The sequence below is a fragment of the Flavobacterium adiutor genome, from assembly GCF_048282555.1.
Lineage (GTDB): Bacteria > Bacteroidota > Bacteroidia > Flavobacteriales > Flavobacteriaceae > Flavobacterium.
Genome location: NZ_CP182487.1, coordinates 3,589,738 through 3,608,764 on the forward strand (window position 1 = coordinate 3,589,738; position 19,027 = coordinate 3,608,764).

Consider the following 19,027-nt stretch of genomic DNA (forward strand, 5'->3'; position numbering starts at 1 on the left):
GGCCTTACAAATGTAAGACCTTAATTTTAAATTATGTTATTATTCCCACTCAATTGTTGCTGGCGGTTTTGAACTAATATCGTAAACAACACGATTCACGCCTTTTACCTTGTTGATAATATCGTTTGACACTTTCATCAAGAAATCGTAAGGTAAATGAACCCAGTCAGCCGTCATACCGTCTGTTGATTCTACCGCTCTAAGCGCCACTACTTTTTCGTAAGTACGCTCATCGCCCATAACCCCAACACTATTTACCGGAAGCAAAATGGCTCCTGCCTGCCAAACTTTGTCGTATAATCCCCAGGATTTTAATCCTTCAATGAAAACAGCATCTACATCTTGTAAAATTCTAACTTTCTCCGGCGTAATATCTCCTAAAATTCTAATTGACAATCCAGGTCCCGGGAAAGGGTGTCTTCCTAATAATTCCGGGTCTATTCCTAATGTAGCTCCTACTCGTCTTACTTCATCTTTGAAAAGCATTCTAAGCGGTTCTACAATTTTTAATTTCATATAATCCGGCAATCCGCCCACGTTGTGGTGTGATTTAATAGTTGCAGATGGTCCTTTTACCGAAACAGATTCAATTACGTCTGGGTAAATAGTTCCTTGTGCTAACCATTTTACATCTTCTATTAAATGCGATTCATCATCAAAAACTTCGATAAATACACGGCCAATGGTTTTACGTTTGGTTTCAGGATCGCTGATTCCGGCTAATTCAGAAAGAAAACGATCTCCGGCATCAACACCTTTTACGTTTAAGCCCATACCTTTGTATTGATCTAATACATTTTGGAATTCGTTTTTACGCAAAAGTCCGTTATTAACAAAGATGCAATATAAATTTTGTCCGATTGCTTTGTTTAATAAAACTGCTGCTACTGTAGAATCTACTCCTCCAGAAAGTCCTAAAACAACTTTATCATTCCCTAGTTTTTCTTTCAACTCTCCCACCATCTCTTCAACGAAAGCGTTTGGTGTAAAGTTTTGAGGAACTTCAGCAATTTTAACTAAGAAGTTTTCCAGCATTTTTGATCCATCTGTAGAATGAAAAACTTCAGGATGGTATTGAATGGCATACGTAGTTTCGCCTTCAATTTTGTAAGCTGCATATTCTACATCATGCGTGCTTGCTAATTTTACAGCATTTGTTGGAAGCGCTTTGATACTATCGCTATGGCTCATCCAAACCTGGCTGTTTTCGGAAACTCCTTCGAAGAAAGTTTCGTTTTCTTTAATGTAAGACAAGTTAGCTCTTCCGTATTCTCTGGTATTTGAAGCTGCCACTTCTCCACCGCTGAAATGAGCTAAATATTGAGCTCCGTAACAAACGGCAAGCAAAGGCATTTTACCTCTAATTTGCGATAAATCAGGATGTGGTGCATCTTCTCCTCTAACAGAGAAAGGGCTTCCTCCTAAAATTACAGCTTTATAAGGTGATAAATCACTAGGAAAGTGATTGTAAGGAAAAATTTCGCAGAATATATTTAATTCGCGAACTCTACGCGCAATAAGCTGAGTATATTGCGATCCGAAATCTAAAATAAGTACGTTATGTTGCATGCGCAAAAATACTTTTTAAATTCGAAATTGAAAAATCGGAACAATGAAAAAAATTATTTTTTTTACATTGCCCCGGTTTTAGTTCCAAATAGATTAACTTACAAAAGGTTCAAAGATCAAATTTTAAATACATCAACCTTTGTAACTTTGCATCATTAAGAAAAACCATTTACAAGAAAATCTCGTATCTAAGAAAAAAAACTATTGTATTTTAACTATGAAAACAAAACGTATTGCTTTGGCACTTTGCATGTCAGTCTTTTTAACTTCTTGTGATGTCATCGATGATTTATTAACCTTCTCTATTTCAAATGAAACTTCAATTAAAATCAAAAGTACTTCCCCAATCAACTTACCTTCAGAGATTATTACACCTGAAGTGACTACAAATTCATCTTCTGAATTTGAAAATAACAAAACCAAAGCAAACCTGGTAAAAGATGTTAAGCTTAGATCTTTGATATTAGCAATTTCTGATCCTTCAGACAAAACATTTACATTTCTAAAATCAATACACTTGTACATCTCAACAACGGAGTCTAATGAAATCGAGTTAGCTTATCAGGATAACATTAGCACTACAGCAAATTCGATTCATTTAATTTGTACGGATAGCAAATTAGACGAGTACATTAAAGCAGACAGCTACAAAATCAGAACAAAAGTTACATTAAAGGAAACCTTAACAAAAGATGTAACGATAAAAGCAAATATGAAATTTAGGGTTACTGCAGGTCCATTGTAAGTATAATCAAGTAACCAACATGTTAAGTTCTTTTTTTTGTTTACATAAAGAAAAACAGAACTTAACAATTCAAAACTACTCTTTGGTAACAATAATAGATGCCTTAAAACCTGCCGCAAGATTATTCCAGTAATCATTGGTAATTAATGTTCCTTTGTCATCGAAAACCTGAATTTCGGCAGTATTCCCTCCCAAAGAACCTATATTTAATGCTTCAAAATCGAGTTTATTAAACCCGTCTGCAAGCATTATTCTTACTTGTTTAAAATTACTTTCCAGAAATAACTGGTTTTGAATAACCTGATCATTTGAAGACACTTTAACTAAATCGCCATCAATAGCCCCAAAATCCCTGAATTTTACAATAAAGTAGGCCGATTTAGTTTTAAAATCCCCTAAAGAAATATTTTTCTTAACCAATTCTCCCCTGTCCTCCTTTAATCCGGCTTCTCTCAAGGCCTTATCCAGATCTTTTTCCATCTTAGGAATATAACGATCTCCAGGATTGGCAAATTTATTTTCTGTTGACATCGAAAATTTGCTTTTTTCCTCCCCTATTGTAAAACTGGATTTTGGAGTTATACTGGTATTATCAAAAACATTTGGTGTCTTAATACCTGGAATATCGGTATTTTGAGACTCTGGGTTTTTAACTTCCGGAGCAGGAAGTTTTTTGGGTTTAGCATTGAACTTTGGAGAGGGAATAGATTTATAACCTGAATTAAATTCTCCCTGTGCAGAAACTGTCAGTGCTGTAAAAAACAATATAAAAAATAAAATATGCTTCATTGAAAAAGTGGCTATCGAATCGGCTTTAAAATTTTATAAAATCAAAAATCCCATATCGCAAAAATAACATAATTTAATTTGCAGAGAGAACTTTATGACTTTTATAACACTCTGTTAAGCTAATTTTTAGAATCAAAAAACCTGCCACTTGAGTATCATTTTATAAAATATAATTAGTCAAAAAAAATAAAATCAAGGCCGATTCAGAAAACACAATTATTTTATAGTCTAATAACCAATCATCATTTTGATAATTAACAACTTATTCTTAACTTAATGATCTAAATGTATTATTTCAAAAAAATCAGAAAAAATGGATTATTATGGACTATTATAAAACATTAGGAATAACAAAATCAGCGACCGAGGCCGATATTAAAAAGGCGTATCGAAAGCTTGCCAGGAAATACCATCCAGATTTGAACCCGAATGACAAGGAAGCAGAGAAAAAATTCAAGGAAATAAATGAAGCCAATGAAGTGTTAAGCGATCCTGAAAATCGTAAAAAATATGACAAGTATGGAAAAGACTGGCAACATGCAGATGAATTTGAAAAAGCCGGCTACAATCCGAAGCAGCAGCAATATTCAACAAATCAGCAAAACAGTCGTGATTTTTCAGGTTTTGGCGGTGATTTTTCAGAAAGCGATTTCTCAGATTTCTTCAATTCTATGTACGGATCTGGACAAAGCGGCAGAAATAAGGTTAAATACAGAGGACAGGATTTCAACGCAGAATTACAATTGGATTTAGCTGCTGTTTATACTACTCACAAACAAAATTTAACCGTTAACGGAAAAAATATCCGAATTACGATTCCTGCAGGTGTAGAAAACGGTCAGATTATTAAAATCCCCGGACATGGCGGATTAGGCGCAAACGGAGGACCTAACGGAGACTTATATATTACTTTTCTGATTGAAAACAATGCTGATTTTAAACGCGAAGGCAATAATTTGTACGCTGATGTAGATCTTGATTTATATACTGCCATTTTGGGAGGTGAGATTAATGTTAAAACTTTTGATGGAAAAGTAAAAATAAAAGTCCCGGCAGAAACACAAACCGGAACAAAAGTGAAGCTAAAAGGAAAAGGATTTCCGGTGTATAAAAAGGAAAATGAGTTTGGTGATTTATTTATTACCTATAAATTAAAAATCCCGACCCAATTGTCCGAAAAGGAAAAAGAATTATTTCAGGAATTAGCTAAAATAAGAAATCATGAGTAACAAAAATTTAATTCAGATTAAGCAATTTTGTCTGTATCACGAAATTGAAAATACTTTTATAACAGAACTGAGCAATTATGGGCTTGTTGAAATTATTGCTTTAGAGGAAGATGAATATCTGCAGCCCGAACAACTCCCTACTGTTGAGAAAATGATCCGGCTGCATTACGATCTTAAAATAAATCTTGAAGGAATTGATGCTATAGCGCATTTATTAAACAGGATTGAAGTGTTGCAGCAAAGCCTGAATAATGCTCAAAACAGGCTCCGGCTTTTTGAACAAAATCAAATCGGATAGTTACTTATATCCATCATTTAAATATCACAAAAAAGAGCGAATTACAGCATGATTTCAAATAATTTTATCTCTTTTTGATGGCATATTTTATAAATTGCAATGCAATTTAATTAACCTGAATTTGTTTTAAAATTTTATGAAACAATTCAATAAAACAGAAGAAATGAAAAGAGAAAACATCTTAACAGGATCACCGTGGGAAGACAAAATGGGATATTGTCGTGCCGTAAGAATTGGCAATATCATTGAAGTTTCCGGCACTGTGGCTATTGTTGATGGCGAAAAAGTAAAAGCCGATGACGCTTATGCCCAAACGTATAATATTCTGGAACGCATTGAAAAAGTATTAGAAGATTTAAATGTTGGAATGAAAGACGTTATCAGAACCCGAATTTTCACAACCAATATTGCTACTTTTGAAGAGGTTGCAAGAGCGCATGCTGCTTTTTTCAAAGAGGTAAAGCCCACAACCGGTTTTTACGAAATCAGTAAACTGGTTGCACCTGAATATTTGGTCGAAATTGAATTTACAGCTGTAGTACAGGAATAATTTTTTTTGCCACGAATTTCATCAGGAACTTTTAAAATTCGTTTTAATTGGTGAAATTCGTGGCAAACTTTTTTAAATGAACCTTCAAAAACTAAAAGAAACACTCCAGAAAATATTCAAATGGTCTTTCATTTGTACTTTAATTGGCTTTTTTTCAGGATCTGCATCAGCTTTCTTCTTAGTTTCACTGGAATATGTCACAAAATTCAGAATTCAACATGAGGGGATTATCTGGTTTTTGCCTCTTGGCGGATTATTAGTTGGATTCAGTTATTATTATTGGGGCGAATCTGTTGTAAAAGGGAACAATTTACTACTTGAGGAATATGAAAACCCTCAAAAAGTCATTCCGTTCAAAATGGCTCCTTTAGTACTCCTGGGAACCTTACTCACACATCTATTTGGTGGATCAGCCGGACGCGAAGGAACTGCTGTACAAATGGGAGGTGCAATTTCCGATCAGTTTACGAAATTTTTCAAATTAGATCATTCCGAAAGAAAAATTCTGATTATTCTGGGAATCAGTGCAGGCTTTGCATCTGTTTTCGGGACACCTTTGGCAGGCGCTATTTTTGCCCTTGAAGTTTTATATTTCAGTAAAATCAATTTTAAGAGCATCGTTTTATCGTTTTTAGTGGCTTATGTTGCTTATTTTACTGTTGAGTTCTGGCAGGTAAAACATACACATTATAGCATCCCAATTGTTCCTGAATTTAATCTCACTACAGTATTTTACACGATTATTATTGGAATAGTATCCGGATTAGCGGCTTTGCTTTTTTCCAGAAATGTTCATTTTTGGAGCTCTTTTTTCTCAAAAAACATAAAATTTCCGCCATTAAGACCTTTTATTGGTGGAATCATTTTAGCCATTGCCATTGCAGGTTTTGGTTTTACAAAATTCTCTGGATTAGGCGTTCCAATAATTGTGGATTCTTTTTCAAATGTCAGTCCATGGTATGATTTTTTGCTTAAAATATTGTTTACCGGATTCACTTTAGGGGCTGGCTTTAAAGGCGGTGAAGTAACCCCGCTATTCTTTGTGGGAGCTACTTTAGGGAGCACTCTAACCCTTTTTATTCCAATGCCGATTGCACTGTTGGCAGGTTTGGGATTTGTAGCTGTATTTTCAGGCGCGACCCACACTCCTATTGCCTGTACTATTATGGGAATGGAATTATTTGGAGTACAACCCGGAATTTTCATTGCGATTGCCTGTACAATTGCTTATTTTTCTTCTGGTTCTGTAGGGATTTATAAATCTCAAATTGTAAAAGGCGCCAAATATAAACTCTATCAGAAATTACAAAGAAGAGAGTTAAAAAACCTTTGATTATAAATTATAATACCTTTTCAGTACATTAAGCATTCTGCAAAATAAGTCTCTCCTCAAAAACTTATCACTCTTAACTTATAACTTCCAACCTATAAAAGTGTGTTAATCTACAAAATGATTTCAGCATTAGATTAAAAAAATGTAAATTCGCACACTATGAAAATACAAGATATTCAGGCAATACAATTGTTGCTTGCTGCCCCAAAGAAAATTGCAATAATTCCGCACAGAGGACCAGATGGCGACGCTATGGGTTCTACGTTAGCACTATACCATTTTTTATTAAAAAACAATCATCAGCCAACTGTCGTTGCTCCAAATGACTTTCCTGATTTTTTAGCCTGGCTCCCAGGTTCTGAAACTGTGAAAATATTTGAAAAAGACACTCAAAACTGCTCCAAAATATTAGAAGAAGCCGAGCTGATCTTTACACTTGATTTTAATGCTTTTCATCGTACAGGTGAAATGGAACATACTTTAGCCAAACTAACAGTTCCTTTTATCATGATCGATCATCATGAAAAACCGCATGATTACGCAGCTTACACTTATTCTGACACTTCTTTTGGTTCTACTTGTGAAATGATTTACAATTTCATTCTGTTTTTAAACAAAAAAGAAGATATCGACAAAACTATCGCAACCTGCATTTATACCGGAATATTAACCGATTCAGGTTCCTTTCGCTTTCCTAAAACGACAGGAAATACCCATCGGATAGTAGCAGAACTGATTGATTTAGGCGCAGATAATACCCAAATACCGGTTTTATTGTTTGACAATAGTTCATACAGCCGTTTACAACTACTGGGACGCGCCTTGCAGAATATGAAAATTTTATCAGCGCATAAAACGTCTTATACATCCTTAACTCAGGAAGAATTGGATTCTTTTAATTATGTTAAAGGGGATACAGAAGGAATTGTTAATTATGGATTAAGCATAAAAGATATTGTTTTTACAGCTATTTTTATCGAAAATAAAGAAGAAAACATTATTAAAATATCTTTTCGTTCACAAGGCGGATTTGATGTAAATCAGTTTGCAAGAGATTATTTTAATGGTGGCGGACACATCAATGCTGCCGGTGGAAAATCTGAAGTTTCAATGGAAGAAACCCTGAAAAAGTTTGAAGATTTGGTAACTAAACTAAAAATATAACCCAATATGAACCACTTAGAACGAAGTATCTATACCTTGCTTTTTACTGTTTTATTTATTAGTTGTAAGCAAAATGAAGAAGCCAGAAGACCTATTTCCCAGGCTTCAGGTACCTTTATGAAAAAATCGGCTGAAAGAAACAAAAAACTGGTTGCGAGTGAAGAAGATGTGATAAAAAAAATCATCAAAAACAATCCAAAGGTAAAATACTATGCCACCAGAAAGGGGTATTGGCTAACTTATGATGAAAGAAATCTAACGGATACTCAAACCCCTAAAAAAGGAGATATCGCCTATTTTAATTTAGAGATAAAAGACATTGAGGGCAAAATCATCTATTCTGAAGCTGAACTTGGTCCACAAACGTATTATGTAGACAAACAAGACATCATGATGGGATTGAGAGACGGAATCAAATTAATGCATAAAAATGAAACCGTAACTTTCCTGTTCCCATCCCATATTGCGTACGGATATCATGGAGACAACAAAAAAATCGGAACCAATCAATCGTTAATCTGTACCGTTACTTTACGCAATTTTGTTCCTGACCCTAATGCAGCAGGAGCTCCGGCTGCAGACTCCACAAAACAAAAAACAACGAGACAAACTCCAAAAACTGCAGCGTCAAAACCGGCATCTGTAGCTAAAAAAGATACAATAAACCCATAAAAACAACATTTTAAAAATGAAAAAGAGTATTTTATTATTACTATTAGCCGTTACTTCATTTTATTCCTGTAAAAACGAACATAGCAATTTACCGGATGGTTTATATGCTGATATTGAAACAAACAAAGGGCATATTATAGTTGCACTAGATTATAAAAAAGCACCTGTAACTGTGGCGAATTTTATAACCTTAGCAGAAGGCAAAAATGAATTTGTAACGAAAGATTACCTGAAAAAAAAGCCCTTTTTTGATGGACTAAAATTCCACAGGGTTATTGAAAATTTCATGATTCAGACCGGAGATCCGGAAGGAACAGGCTCTGGGGATACAGGTTATAAATTTAAAGATGAATTCTCAGATTTAAAATTTGACAAACCAGGTGTGCTGGCAATGGCTAATAACGGGCCAGGAACAAACAGCAGCCAATTTTTTATTACACATGTAGAAACTCCATGGCTAGACAATAAACATACTATTTTTGGACATGTCGTTGATGCAAAAGATCAGGAAGTAGTCAATAAAATTCTTCAGGACGACACTATTGTTGCTGTAACTATTATCAGAAATGGTGAAGAAGCTAAAAAATTCGATGCTGTAAAAGTATTTCATGATTATTTTTCAGAGATTGCAAAAGAGCAAAGTAAATATGCCGGAATTCAGAAAGAAAAAACAGCTTCTTTTGCTGCCTTAAAAGCAAAAGCTACGAAAACAAATAGTGGCTTACAATATGTAATTACTGAAAAAGGATCAGGAAAAAAACCAGCTGCAGGTACACAAGTTTATATTAATTACTCCGGTTTTTTAGAAGACGGAACTTTATTTGATTCCAGTTCTCCGGAGATCTCAAAAACGTTTGGAAAATTTATTCAGGCAAAAGCCGATGCAAACGGATATCAGCCAATCCCTTTTACGGCCGGAAGTAAACAAGGCTTGATCCCTGGGTTTATTGAAGGAATTGAGCAGCTTTCTTTTGGAGATAAAGCCGTTATTTTTATTCCGTCACATCTGGCGTATGGCGAAACCGGTGCAGGTGGTGTTATTCCTCCAAATGCTAATATTATTTTCGAAATTCAATTATTAGAAAAGCCATAAAAAATTTAAGAACACATAATCTGAACTATAATGAAATATAAATTTTTATTTCTTTTTTGCCTGGCAATACTTAATATTCAGGCGCAAACCACTAAAAAACCTGTAGCAAAATCAAAAGCACCTGCAACAAAAACACAGGCAAAAGTAAATCCGAAGGAAAATCCTAACGAAGGTATTTTTGCTACAATTTCAACAACAAAAGGCGATATTGTTTTAACTCTGGAATATGTAAAAGCACCTGTTACTGTTGCCAATTTTATTTCTTTGGCTGAAGGTACTAATCCGAACGTTAAGGTTGAAAAACTGAAAGGAAAGCCTTTTTATGACGGATTAAAATTTCACAGAGTAATCAATGATTTCATGATTCAGGGGGGTGATCCTGACGGAAACGGCACTGGAGGTCCAGGATATTCCTTTAAAGATGAATTCGTAAATGAATTAATATTTGACAAAGGCGGTATTTTGGCGATGGCTAATTCCGGGCCGGCTACTAACGGAAGCCAGTTTTTCATTACACACAAAGAAACGCCGTGGTTAAACGGTAAACATACTATTTTTGGCCATGTAGTTTCAGGAATGGACAATGTAAACAAAATTGTTCAGGATGATATTATGACAAAAATCACTATAACGCGTAAAGGTGCTGCTGCCAAAAAATTTGATGCCTTAAAAGTTATTGCTGATGATGCTAAAAAGGAAGAAGCTAAAAAAGCAGAAGCGCAAAAAGTAGTTAAAGAAAAAGCGGCTTATTTTGCAGCTATGAAAGCTAAAGCCACAACAACTGCTTCTGGTCTAAAATATGTAATTACACAAAAAGGAAATGGCGTAAAAGGCGCCGAAGGATCTACGATTTATTTTCATTATGCAGGATATTTTGAAGATGGAAATCTTTTTGACAGCAGTATGCCAAATGTAGAAAAAGCATACGGAAAATATAACCCTAACAGGGATGCACAGGGAGGTTATAAATCTTTTCCTTTTACGGTAGGTAAAAAAGACGGTATGATTCCCGGATTTATTGAAGCCCTTGATATGATGACAGACGGAGATAAAGCCATCTTTTTTCTTCCTTCAAATTTGGCTTATGGGGAAAAAGGTGCCGGTGGTGTCATTCCGCCAAATGCAACGTTGATTTTTGAGATTGAAACCTCTGCAAAACAGCAATAAAAATTTTCGATAGAATTTATAAAAAAAACAGGCTGTCCTTACTTTTCGGACAGCCTGTTTTTTTTATCGAATCAGTTTCACATAGGCGCTATAAGGATCATCTTTAATTGAAGTCCGCAGGTAAACTTCGTTTTCGTCTTTTGTTTTAAATTCAAATTGAATTAAAGCAGCATCGGAAAAATAAAACAAGGATTCATCATCGCTGGCAAATTCAAAATTTGAAATGGGTCTGGTGGTTAATTTAACTTCGAATGCTATTTCGCCGTTCGTCAAGTCTATTTGAAAAAGTTTTCCTTTTCGGGTATATCCCCAGATGTTATCACTTTCTTCAATCATATACGCAATAGTATCGGCTTTAAAATCCGTTTTCCATAACTGAGTTCCTGTTGTAGCATCCACAGCATATAGGGAAGAAACTTCCTCCCCTTGTGCCGCAAAATAGACTTTTTTGTCTTTACCCACTATATGTTGCCTTACATTATTTTGATTTTCATCGAATTTAAATTCCCATAAAATATCTAATTTATCCGGCGTTAAAGCATAAACTGTATTTTTTTCATTGGCTATAAATATAATTTCGCCATCGGTGGCAGGTTTTCCCAAAATGGCTCCTTCAAAGCTTTTTTGACTAAGAAGTTTTCCTGTATTGGCATCAAAACTATACACATTTGATGCGCTTTGAGTAAAAACTTTGTTGTCAAAAAACAGAACCGGCATATCGTTATTGGTAGCTTCTAACTTGTTGCTCCATGCTAAACTGCCATCTTTTACATTCAGGGCATAAATGTTATTATTTGGACTTTGAGTCGTTATAAACAGTTTGCCATTATTGATGACCGGAATTTGATTTTTTAGTATAATTTGGTCTTTACTATCACCTAATCTTGACTTCCAAAAAATTTCACCGGTTTGATTATCAATTGCAAAAATTTCTCCGTTGATAAACGGAACATATAAAACCCCATCCAGAAGTGTCACTCCGTTTGCGCACATCTCTGTAAAAGAGTCTGTAGCTTTTACAGTCCAGGCAATTGTTTCAGATTCTAAATCGAATGTAAAAAGAGTGCCGTCGTAATCATAAATCAGGACTAAAGCTTCGTCTAACGGAACCTTCTTTATCGGTCTTATCGTCTTATTAGTGAAAACATCAGCAGCTGAAACGATATTAGCAGGATCACTAGGCTCAATAGGTTTTGAAGTAACCGGCACTTGTCCAAATACATTTATAACAGTAAATACAAACAGAAGGATGATAAGTTTTTGTTTCATTTTTTAAATTTTGATTTTCGATTTGGGGACAATTATTTAAAAGTGGAAATCGGATATTTAAATTATAATATTAGCCCGATACAGATTGATTAAAAACCAACAGCAAACCAATATCTATGCCAAATATAGTAAAAAACTATTAGAGGGTTTGAGAAGTTTATAGTTATGTACTATAGAGTCGTTTATGCAGGATTTGAACAGGATTTTGTTACGATTATACGATGCTTCTCCCTGAAAAAAATTAGATGACATTTTTTGATTAATTTTATTTTATTGTAAAAGGATGATCCTTTTATAAACAAAAACAAGTCTGTACCTCATCAGGCACAGACTTGTTTTTCATATAGTCAAAATTATTGTGTTATCGCGGACCGGTGCTCCCTCCTATTTTGGTCACCATCGAGGTCAGTGTAAAACTTGACGATACTGTAGGATTGCTAAATGTTCCTCCCAGATACAGTCCGTTAAAATCCGAAGCGCTGGTCACTGTTGAAACCGTAACCAATTTATAGGTTTTACCAGAACTGAATTTGCTGCCGGACAATAGCAATGTAGTAAAACTCACAGGCGATTTAAACGTCATTACCTCTGCATTATCACTATCTAATATACTAAATATCGTTCCCGCATTTCCACTCCCCAAAATAGCAGAAGCCTGAGTAGATACGCTGGCAGTTGGCGAACTGGTAGCTCCTCCGGCGCCAATCAGCAGTCCGCCAGTAATTTTGAAGGTATTATTATCACAGTCAAAACCTTCTTCAGGGCTTTTGGCTCCTGTAGAAAAGATTCTTCCGCCGGTTACGGTCAGTGTACCATTCGAATCAATACCATCATTTGTCGTACTGTAGGCTACAATAGTTCCACCATTAATATAAATCGCATCACCGGCATTGATGGCATCATCTACAGCCTTGACATAAATGGTCCCATCATTGATGGTCAGGGTACTTTTACTCTCTATTCCTTCTCCGCCTTCACCTGTTGTAGTAATCGTAATGGTACCGCCATTAATCACCACATAAGGATCGATCGTATCATCTGTATCGTATGAAGCCACTATTCCGTCATCAGCCACAGTAGCGGTTATGGTTCCGCCATTGATGATAATATGCCCCTCTTCGGCTTCGATACCGTCACTGGACGCAATAATGTTCAGAGTACCACCATCGATATAAACCGCATCATTGGTATGGATCCCATCAGAAGCCGCTTTGGTAATGTTAATCGTACCACTTTGTACACGCACATAATCATCGGCGGCAATACCATGTTTATTGTTACCTACAACGTTTAGAGTACCAGAACCCGAAAAAATAAGCTGTCCTTCACTAAAAAAAGTTCCCTTTTGGTCTTCGGTAGAAGTAGCATAAGTTGCTCCATCCTCTAAGGCATTGGTACCGCTCAGTACAATAAAGGCACGCTTGCCTGACTGAATATTAACTGCCGGTCCATCATTATTTTTGATCGACACGCCATTCAGCGTAAGCTTGTATTTTTTATCACTGTAGATTTTAAGCATTCCGTCTGTGGTAGTGCCGGTTACTTCATAAGCGACTCCTGCAACAGTCGACGTAACAGTAACATCTGCACCGGAAGTGGTAACGGTTACTCCTGTTACTGCATTTTCTACCGTCGCACTTGTACCGCTAAATGTTATTTTTACCGTAGAAGCAAATGAGGAATTAGCCAATATATCTTCCTCATTTGCCCCGGTCTCTGATGATCCTTCTGCTGTTCCCTTTACAGTCGTGGCACTAATGGTAACAGGAGTATTGGTTGTAACGCTGGTTTCATCATCATTGCTGTCGTTGTCTTTAGAACAGGACATAGCAAGAACGCCTAAACAGAGATAGAAATATTTTTTTGTTTTCATATTCTTTGGGATTTAAAAGATTCATACTTGCAAAATATGCCATTAAATAGAGGTGAAAAAGGAATAAAATCGATTTAAGTACATGACAAAAAGCAAAACATATTGTTTTCCAAAGATTTAAATCCTGTCAAAAGAAATTTTGACAAATAATCTAATCCATACTTGAAAATACTTACTGCTCTTCTGCCATGTTTTTTTATTATTATTTTCTGGATGCATTCATCCAAATAGTCGCCAATTTTATAACACCATACAAAAGCAATCATTGTTAGAGAAAATAGTTTTTCTAATCTTTTTAAATCCGTCACATGTGTGTCTTCTATGTTAAAACCACTACTTTTTAAACCTCTAAAAAGAGTTTCAATTTGCCATCTTCGTTTATAATAAACCATTGCTTGTTCTGGTTTATCGAATGATACAATAATTAAAAATTCTATTTTTCCATCCCTAGCAATGGTCTTGCTCCCAGAAAGATAGCATTTTTGACCATGTAACTCCACAATTCTCGGATAGTGGTAAAACTCGCCTATTTTTAAATTATTGAATAACCAAAAAGCCTTAATCTCTTCCTGTTTTTGATAAGAATAAATTTTGAAATTATTTCTGATTCTAATATAATACCTAATATTGTTTTGGTTTAGAAACTCTAACCATTTATCCCCAACAAACTCTCTATCAGCTAAGAGACAATCTATACTTTGCCTCCCGAACCATTCTATGTAGGTTTTGATTAAATCAATCCTCTCTTGTATATCTGAATTTCCTCGTTTATCCAACATTTTGAACATCAATGGAAATGCAACATTTTTATAACTGACTCCCAACATTAGAATGTTGATATTTTTAGTTCCGAACTTCCAATTGGTTCTATCTAAGACCAATACCAAATCGCATCTTACCGGTAATATATTGAATATCAAAGAAGAAACTATTTTCATAGGAAAGTCAAATTCCTTCATGAATCTTTGAACCCTCCTATAAGAGCTATTTTTATTGGCGGTTGTATCAAATCCCGATGCTAACCTATCATAATTAACTGTTTTTATTTTGCATAAAGCCGTTATAAATAAACAAATGAGCTTGACCCTTGCTAAATTGAGTTTCCCTTTGAAATGACCTTGTAAAACTGAAATAAGCTCTGTATCTTTACCCTCAAGACTGGTATTCTTCATTATAAAAATTATGTCGTAATAATTCTATAATGTACGAAATATCAGTCTTTTTTGCAAATTAATTAACCTGTATATTATTGATTTTTAGAAAAATATAATTTTGTCATGTACTAAAAAAATCGATAGTAATTTTATACCGATATTTCAATAATACCTGTATCAAAGACTTATTTACAATAATATGTATATTTAAAAACTCTGACAATAAAATGAGGTCAATGTATTTTTTTTTGAGGCAAAAGAAATCATTAGCATAAATTCAATCTAATAACAGTGATTTAAAAAACTGACTTAAAGAGTTCTTTCTCTCCCCGATTGTATAAATACATAATCTAATACTGAAAAAAGAATCACCTATTTACACTTAATCCTAAAAAGATGTACAACTTTGTATTTAAGAGCCTGTTTAAAATTTAAATATTTAGATTTTTATGAGATTATTTTTCGATAGATGAGGCAAATTTTGAAAGAATAATAGACTTGTTTTTGAGTAAATTTAACGAAATATAGCGGAAAATAAGCCGTAAAAAGCAATTAGATAAAATCTAAACAGGCTCTAAGACTATACTTTTCATACTAGCTAAAAAGACAAATACGGTCCTTATTCAGAATACCGTATTTATCAACTAACTCAATCTTTATAGACTTGCTTTTACTTCACCGCAAGTCAGCATATTTTTCGGATAGTAAGGATTTTTGATTTCTTTACTGTCACTTGTCCAGACAGCTCCTGTCATTGGATAGCAATATTCTAAAGATGGACATTAGGTTATAAGCTATCATTGGCTCTCAAACCCCTCAATTGTGAGTTTGTTTTTACTCACATATTTTAGTCGAGATGCACGGTCTTTTGAATGCCTTTTCATTTTCCCTTACAGTTGATTCAATAAAAATAGTCATTAACCACTAAAAATCAAAGCAATGTACTTTCTCAGCAACCCCTAATTAAATAACTATTTTTATTTACGACAAAAACAGGTAAATAAATAAATATCCCTAATAATGAAAACAACAATCCTCCTATAGAACCTACAGCAAAAGAGAACCAAAAAGCCTCATTTTGACCTCCCCATATAAAAGGGATTAAACCTGCGATAGTAGAGATAATCGTCAACATTACAGGAATTATTTTATAATTAAAAGCTGTGAAATAGAGTAATTGTGGATTTCTAAAAGGATATTCTTTTCTTAAATTGTTATAATCATTTATGATGTATAAGGCAGCATTAACACTAATACCGCACAATAAAATAAACGATGCATAACCACCTTGATCAAAATTGAAATCAAAAACATAAAATGTTAGAAAAACTCCAATAAAGGAAATTGGAATCATGCTTATTATCGCGAAAGGTTGTTTCAAAGATTCGAGTAAAATTGAACAAATGAAGAAAATGATTAAAATAACTACAAAAATAAAATAATATTGTTGCTTATTTCCTTTATCCCATCTATTTTGATTTTGTTCAAATACTTTATAACCAATAGGTAACTTATTACTTAACTCGGTTATATTGTCTTCTCTAACTTTTATAGCTAATGGCTCTGTTCCAATAAAGTTATATTCAACCGTTAAACGATATTGCTGATTAAATTTTGAAATGGAGTTTCCTGTTTTTCGTTTATCAATAGCTGCCATTTGATCTAGTTTATATTGGTTATTCCCAATAGTAATAGGAACATGCTTTAAATCCCAAACATTAACTTTCTGATATTGATCAGACATCAATTTAACTTGTTGTAATTCATTATTATGAATAAAAGAGGTTACACCTCCAGAGTATGTTTGATTTTTTAAATAATAATAGAGTCCTGTTTGATATACCTCCGCCATTGCCATTTTTTCATTATCAAATGCTAAAAAATATTCATAAGAATTAGCATTTCCCCAAGAATCTCCATTGGTTATATCCACGTCTTTAATCCTTGAAGATGAGTTTGTTATCAATTGATATTTTAAAAAATCTGCATAAGCGTATAATTTATCATAATTATAGCCTTCTAGTATAATTCTATTGTTTTTATAGTCCGATCCTAAAGCATTCGAAAATCCTTGACCCACACCACTCACTGACCAGTCCACACCTCCCAAACTGATGGCTTTCGATTCCAACAAATTTTTTAACTTAAACGGAAAACCACTGAATTCATTTTCTTTTTTGAAATAAATGGAAATAGTCGAGTTTCTATAACTCCCTATATTGGTCTCAAATAATTCTACTTCGTCAAAACTACTGATGTAATTTTCCATTTTTATAATTACCTCATTGAGTTGCTCGATAGTACAACCTTCCGGCATACTGCCACTAACCCGTAATGTGGTTCTCTCTGGATCAGAATAATGAGAGTTTTCATAAACATTTTCAGCAAAAAGCCTCAAAGAACCTCCAAGTATTTTTTCTAAAGTTGGTTTTATATCATCATAAAACCATTCTGAGCCAATAGTGCTATTATAGCTCTTTTCAAAAAAGCCATCGCCCTTTATTTCTTTCGGTAAAAATTGTACAGGCAAACCAAAACCCAACAATAAAACAACAATAAACAACCATTTAAAACGCGGTTTTTTAAATGCTAAAATCCATTTATAATAATAGTTTGTAAATCGTATTGTTCTTTTTTTTCTTATTCTTGAAAATTGTTTCTTTTTGCGATTGACACCCATTTTTTCCAAAAGGGCAGGAACAAAAAATAATGCCACAAATAAGGAAACAATTATATTTATTGCAATGACTAAAGTGAAATCCCTTAAATTGGCTTGTAGTGATTCATCTAGTAAAAAGGTTGACAATAAGGCACCTGTAGTAGTTAAAGTTGTTGCGAGAATAGCTAAAAACACTTTTTTATCTCCTTTATTCCTCAGGTGATCTATCATAATAATACAATTATCAATAATGATTCCTAAAGAAATGGTGATCCCTGCAAAGGAATACAATTGCAATTCTACCTTGAATATATAATAGAATATTATAGCAATTAGAATATTGGTAATAATACTTAAAAATAAAATTAAGATGTATTTTAAGCTTCTGCTGGTAATTAAAATGAGAAAAAATAATATCAATAAGGAGAACAACATTTTTTCTTCCATTTTTTGTAGTTCTTCAGTAATGTATTGGGAAGTATCATTGGTTAATTTCAAGCTATATCCCCCTTTAATTTCCTTATCCAAATGATCAATTTCTTCCTTTACTTCATTAGAAACATCAATTGTATTAGCTCCTTTTTCGGCATAAACGGCCATATTTATGGAATTCTTGCCGTTTATTCTAAAATAAGCCTGCATAGGAGCTTCTTTATACTGGACTGTAGCAATGTTCTTTAGATAAATAATTCTATTTCCTATTTTTTTTATTGGGATATTATCCCAATAAATTTCTTTTTCCTGTTTATAACTTAATACCAACGAAATCTCCTCAATTTCAGCATTATTCTTCGAGGTTACTATTCCATTTCCTAGTTGTTGGGTTTGAAAATATTCACGAATAGCATTTTCAACTTCATTAACCGATATAGACAGTTGTAACAGTTTGTCTGAATTGTATTTTATAACCCAGTCAAAAGGATCAGCACCATAAACATATACTTTATTAACACCCTCTATGGTTGCTAATTTTGGAAGTAGTTGATTTTCGGCATATTTTTTAATAAGATAGGGGCTTTCATTGGCATTGATACTATAAGTTAAAATTGGTAAAGAATTCTCGTTCGCCCCGCTAATAGACAATCGAGGATAACTCACACCTTCTGGAAGTTCAGAATACGTTTGACGGATTAGATTAGCAATTTCAAACCTGATGGCATCCAAATCTGTATTTTTTTTGAATCTAATATTTATAGATCCACTTTCTTTATTTGTGTTAGAATTTATCTCCTTAATTCCTTTGACCGTGTTAAAAACACCTTCCAATTTAGAAGTTACTTCTTGTTCTATAACCTTAGCCGAAACATCGTGCCAAACATAAGTAATGCTCAAAGAAGGTAGAGAGTTAGATGGATTTAATTGGATACTCAATAAAGGAATCATACTTGCTCCGATAATGGATAAGCAAATAAAGCAAGTTAATATGGTGAATGAAGATAACTTTAATTTCATTTGGATTTATT

General features: G+C 33.9%; 15 protein-coding genes. 9 read left to right on the forward strand and 6 right to left on the reverse strand.

Features of this window, described 5'->3' with window-relative positions; genetic code table 11:
* Nucleotides 1-39 precede the first annotated feature (39 nt).
* The gene (gene guaA, locus ACNC7R_RS15200) at nt 40-1,569 is read right to left on the reverse strand and encodes a glutamine-hydrolyzing GMP synthase (RefSeq protein WP_417941918.1); all 1,530 of its coding nucleotides are present in this window, start codon (nt 1,567-1,569) and stop codon (nt 40-42) included.
* 217 nt (nt 1,570-1,786) lie between these two features.
* On the opposite strand from guaA, the gene ACNC7R_RS15205 reads away from it, so the two are divergent.
* Nucleotides 1,787-2,314: a hypothetical protein gene (locus tag ACNC7R_RS15205; RefSeq protein ID WP_417941919.1), complete on the forward strand. Its 528-nt coding sequence runs from the start codon at nt 1,787-1,789 to the stop codon at nt 2,312-2,314.
* A gap of 75 nt (nt 2,315-2,389) precedes the next feature.
* Here ACNC7R_RS15205 and ACNC7R_RS15210 read toward each other — a convergent pair whose 3' ends face one another.
* Complete coding sequence (locus ACNC7R_RS15210) at nt 2,390-3,103, reverse strand: hypothetical protein (protein WP_417941920.1); 714 nt, start codon at nt 3,101-3,103, stop codon at nt 2,390-2,392.
* A 323-nt stretch (nt 3,104-3,426) separates the two neighbouring features.
* On the opposite strand from ACNC7R_RS15210, the gene ACNC7R_RS15215 reads away from it, so the two are divergent.
* The 8 genes from ACNC7R_RS15215 (at nt 3,427) to ACNC7R_RS15250 (ending at nt 10,609) form a co-directional block, all read left to right on the forward strand.
* Nucleotides 3,427-4,332: a DnaJ C-terminal domain-containing protein gene (locus ACNC7R_RS15215; RefSeq protein WP_417941921.1), complete on the forward strand. Its 906-nt coding sequence runs from the start codon at nt 3,427-3,429 to the stop codon at nt 4,330-4,332.
* Nucleotides 4,325-4,630, forward strand: coding sequence for a chaperone modulator CbpM (locus tag ACNC7R_RS15220; protein WP_417941922.1), 306 nt, complete (start codon nt 4,325-4,327; stop codon nt 4,628-4,630). Before ACNC7R_RS15215 ends, ACNC7R_RS15220 begins: the two co-directional genes overlap by 8 nt.
* Nucleotides 4,631-4,793: 163 nt before the next feature.
* Nucleotides 4,794-5,180: a RidA family protein gene (locus ACNC7R_RS15225; protein WP_417943178.1), complete on the forward strand. Its 387-nt coding sequence runs from the start codon at nt 4,794-4,796 to the stop codon at nt 5,178-5,180.
* A 76-nt stretch (nt 5,181-5,256) separates the two neighbouring features.
* Entirely contained in the window at nt 5,257-6,513 is a 1,257-nt protein-coding gene (locus tag ACNC7R_RS15230) for a voltage-gated chloride channel family protein (RefSeq protein WP_417941923.1), read from the forward strand.
* 159 nt (nt 6,514-6,672) lie between these two features.
* A complete protein-coding gene (locus ACNC7R_RS15235; protein ID WP_417941924.1) occupies nt 6,673-7,677 on the forward strand; it encodes a DHH family phosphoesterase in 1,005 nt (334 codons plus the stop codon).
* A 6-nt stretch (nt 7,678-7,683) separates the two neighbouring features.
* Entirely contained in the window at nt 7,684-8,349 is a 666-nt protein-coding gene (gene gldI, locus ACNC7R_RS15240; protein ID WP_417941925.1) for a gliding motility-associated peptidyl-prolyl isomerase GldI, read from the forward strand.
* A 16-nt stretch (nt 8,350-8,365) separates the two neighbouring features.
* Entirely contained in the window at nt 8,366-9,442 is a 1,077-nt protein-coding gene (locus tag ACNC7R_RS15245; protein WP_417941926.1) for a peptidylprolyl isomerase, read from the forward strand.
* 30 nt (nt 9,443-9,472) lie between these two features.
* Complete coding sequence (locus tag ACNC7R_RS15250; protein WP_417941927.1) at nt 9,473-10,609, forward strand: peptidylprolyl isomerase; 1,137 nt, start codon at nt 9,473-9,475, stop codon at nt 10,607-10,609.
* Between the two features lie 63 nt (nt 10,610-10,672).
* Here ACNC7R_RS15250 and ACNC7R_RS15255 read toward each other — a convergent pair whose 3' ends face one another.
* The 4 genes from ACNC7R_RS15255 to ACNC7R_RS15270 all read right to left on the reverse strand — a co-directional run bounded on the left by ACNC7R_RS15255 (nt 10,673) and on the right by ACNC7R_RS15270 (nt 19,016).
* A complete protein-coding gene (locus ACNC7R_RS15255; RefSeq protein WP_417941928.1) occupies nt 10,673-11,878 on the reverse strand; it encodes a PQQ-binding-like beta-propeller repeat protein in 1,206 nt (401 codons plus the stop codon).
* Nucleotides 11,879-12,239: 361 nt separating this feature from the next.
* Nucleotides 12,240-13,751 carry a carbohydrate-binding domain-containing protein gene (locus tag ACNC7R_RS15260; protein WP_417941929.1) on the reverse strand — a complete coding sequence of 504 codons (1,512 nt, stop codon included), beginning with the start codon at nt 13,749-13,751 and terminating at the stop codon, nt 12,240-12,242.
* A 74-nt stretch (nt 13,752-13,825) separates the two neighbouring features.
* The gene (locus ACNC7R_RS15265) at nt 13,826-14,923 is read right to left on the reverse strand and encodes an IS4 family transposase (protein ID WP_417941019.1); all 1,098 of its coding nucleotides are present in this window, start codon (nt 14,921-14,923) and stop codon (nt 13,826-13,828) included.
* 931 nt (nt 14,924-15,854) lie between these two features.
* Nucleotides 15,855-19,016, reverse strand: a complete 3,162-nt coding sequence (locus tag ACNC7R_RS15270; RefSeq protein ID WP_417941930.1) for an efflux RND transporter permease subunit — start codon at nt 19,014-19,016, stop codon at nt 15,855-15,857.
* Nucleotides 19,017-19,027: the final 11 nt, after the last annotated feature.

Bases quoted from the DNA above. Each gene is read 5' to 3' on its own strand.
- ACNC7R_RS15270 (WP_417941930.1), bottom strand. From the start codon at position 19,016: ATGAAATTAAAGTTATCTTCATTCACCATATTAACTTGCTTTATTTGC.
- ACNC7R_RS15260 (WP_417941929.1), bottom strand. From the start codon at position 13,751: ATGAAAACAAAAAAATATTTCTATCTCTGTTTAGGCGTTCTTGCTATG.
- ACNC7R_RS15250 (WP_417941927.1), top strand. From the start codon at position 9,473: ATGAAATATAAATTTTTATTTCTTTTTTGCCTGGCAATACTTAATATT.
- guaA (WP_417941918.1), bottom strand. From the start codon at position 1,569: ATGCAACATAACGTACTTATTTTAGATTTCGGATCGCAATATACTCAG.
- gldI (WP_417941925.1), top strand. From the start codon at position 7,684: ATGAACCACTTAGAACGAAGTATCTATACCTTGCTTTTTACTGTTTTA.
- ACNC7R_RS15255 (WP_417941928.1), bottom strand. From the start codon at position 11,878: ATGAAACAAAAACTTATCATCCTTCTGTTTGTATTTACTGTTATAAAT.
- ACNC7R_RS15205 (WP_417941919.1), top strand. From the start codon at position 1,787: ATGAAAACAAAACGTATTGCTTTGGCACTTTGCATGTCAGTCTTTTTA.
- ACNC7R_RS15265 (WP_417941019.1), bottom strand. From the start codon at position 14,923: ATGAAGAATACCAGTCTTGAGGGTAAAGATACAGAGCTTATTTCAGTT.
- ACNC7R_RS15220 (WP_417941922.1), top strand. From the start codon at position 4,325: ATGAGTAACAAAAATTTAATTCAGATTAAGCAATTTTGTCTGTATCAC.
- ACNC7R_RS15245 (WP_417941926.1), top strand. From the start codon at position 8,366: ATGAAAAAGAGTATTTTATTATTACTATTAGCCGTTACTTCATTTTAT.
- ACNC7R_RS15225 (WP_417943178.1), top strand. From the start codon at position 4,794: ATGAAAAGAGAAAACATCTTAACAGGATCACCGTGGGAAGACAAAATG.
- ACNC7R_RS15215 (WP_417941921.1), top strand. From the start codon at position 3,427: ATGGACTATTATAAAACATTAGGAATAACAAAATCAGCGACCGAGGCC.
- ACNC7R_RS15230 (WP_417941923.1), top strand. From the start codon at position 5,257: ATGAACCTTCAAAAACTAAAAGAAACACTCCAGAAAATATTCAAATGG.
- ACNC7R_RS15235 (WP_417941924.1), top strand. From the start codon at position 6,673: ATGAAAATACAAGATATTCAGGCAATACAATTGTTGCTTGCTGCCCCA.
- ACNC7R_RS15210 (WP_417941920.1), bottom strand. From the start codon at position 3,103: ATGAAGCATATTTTATTTTTTATATTGTTTTTTACAGCACTGACAGTT.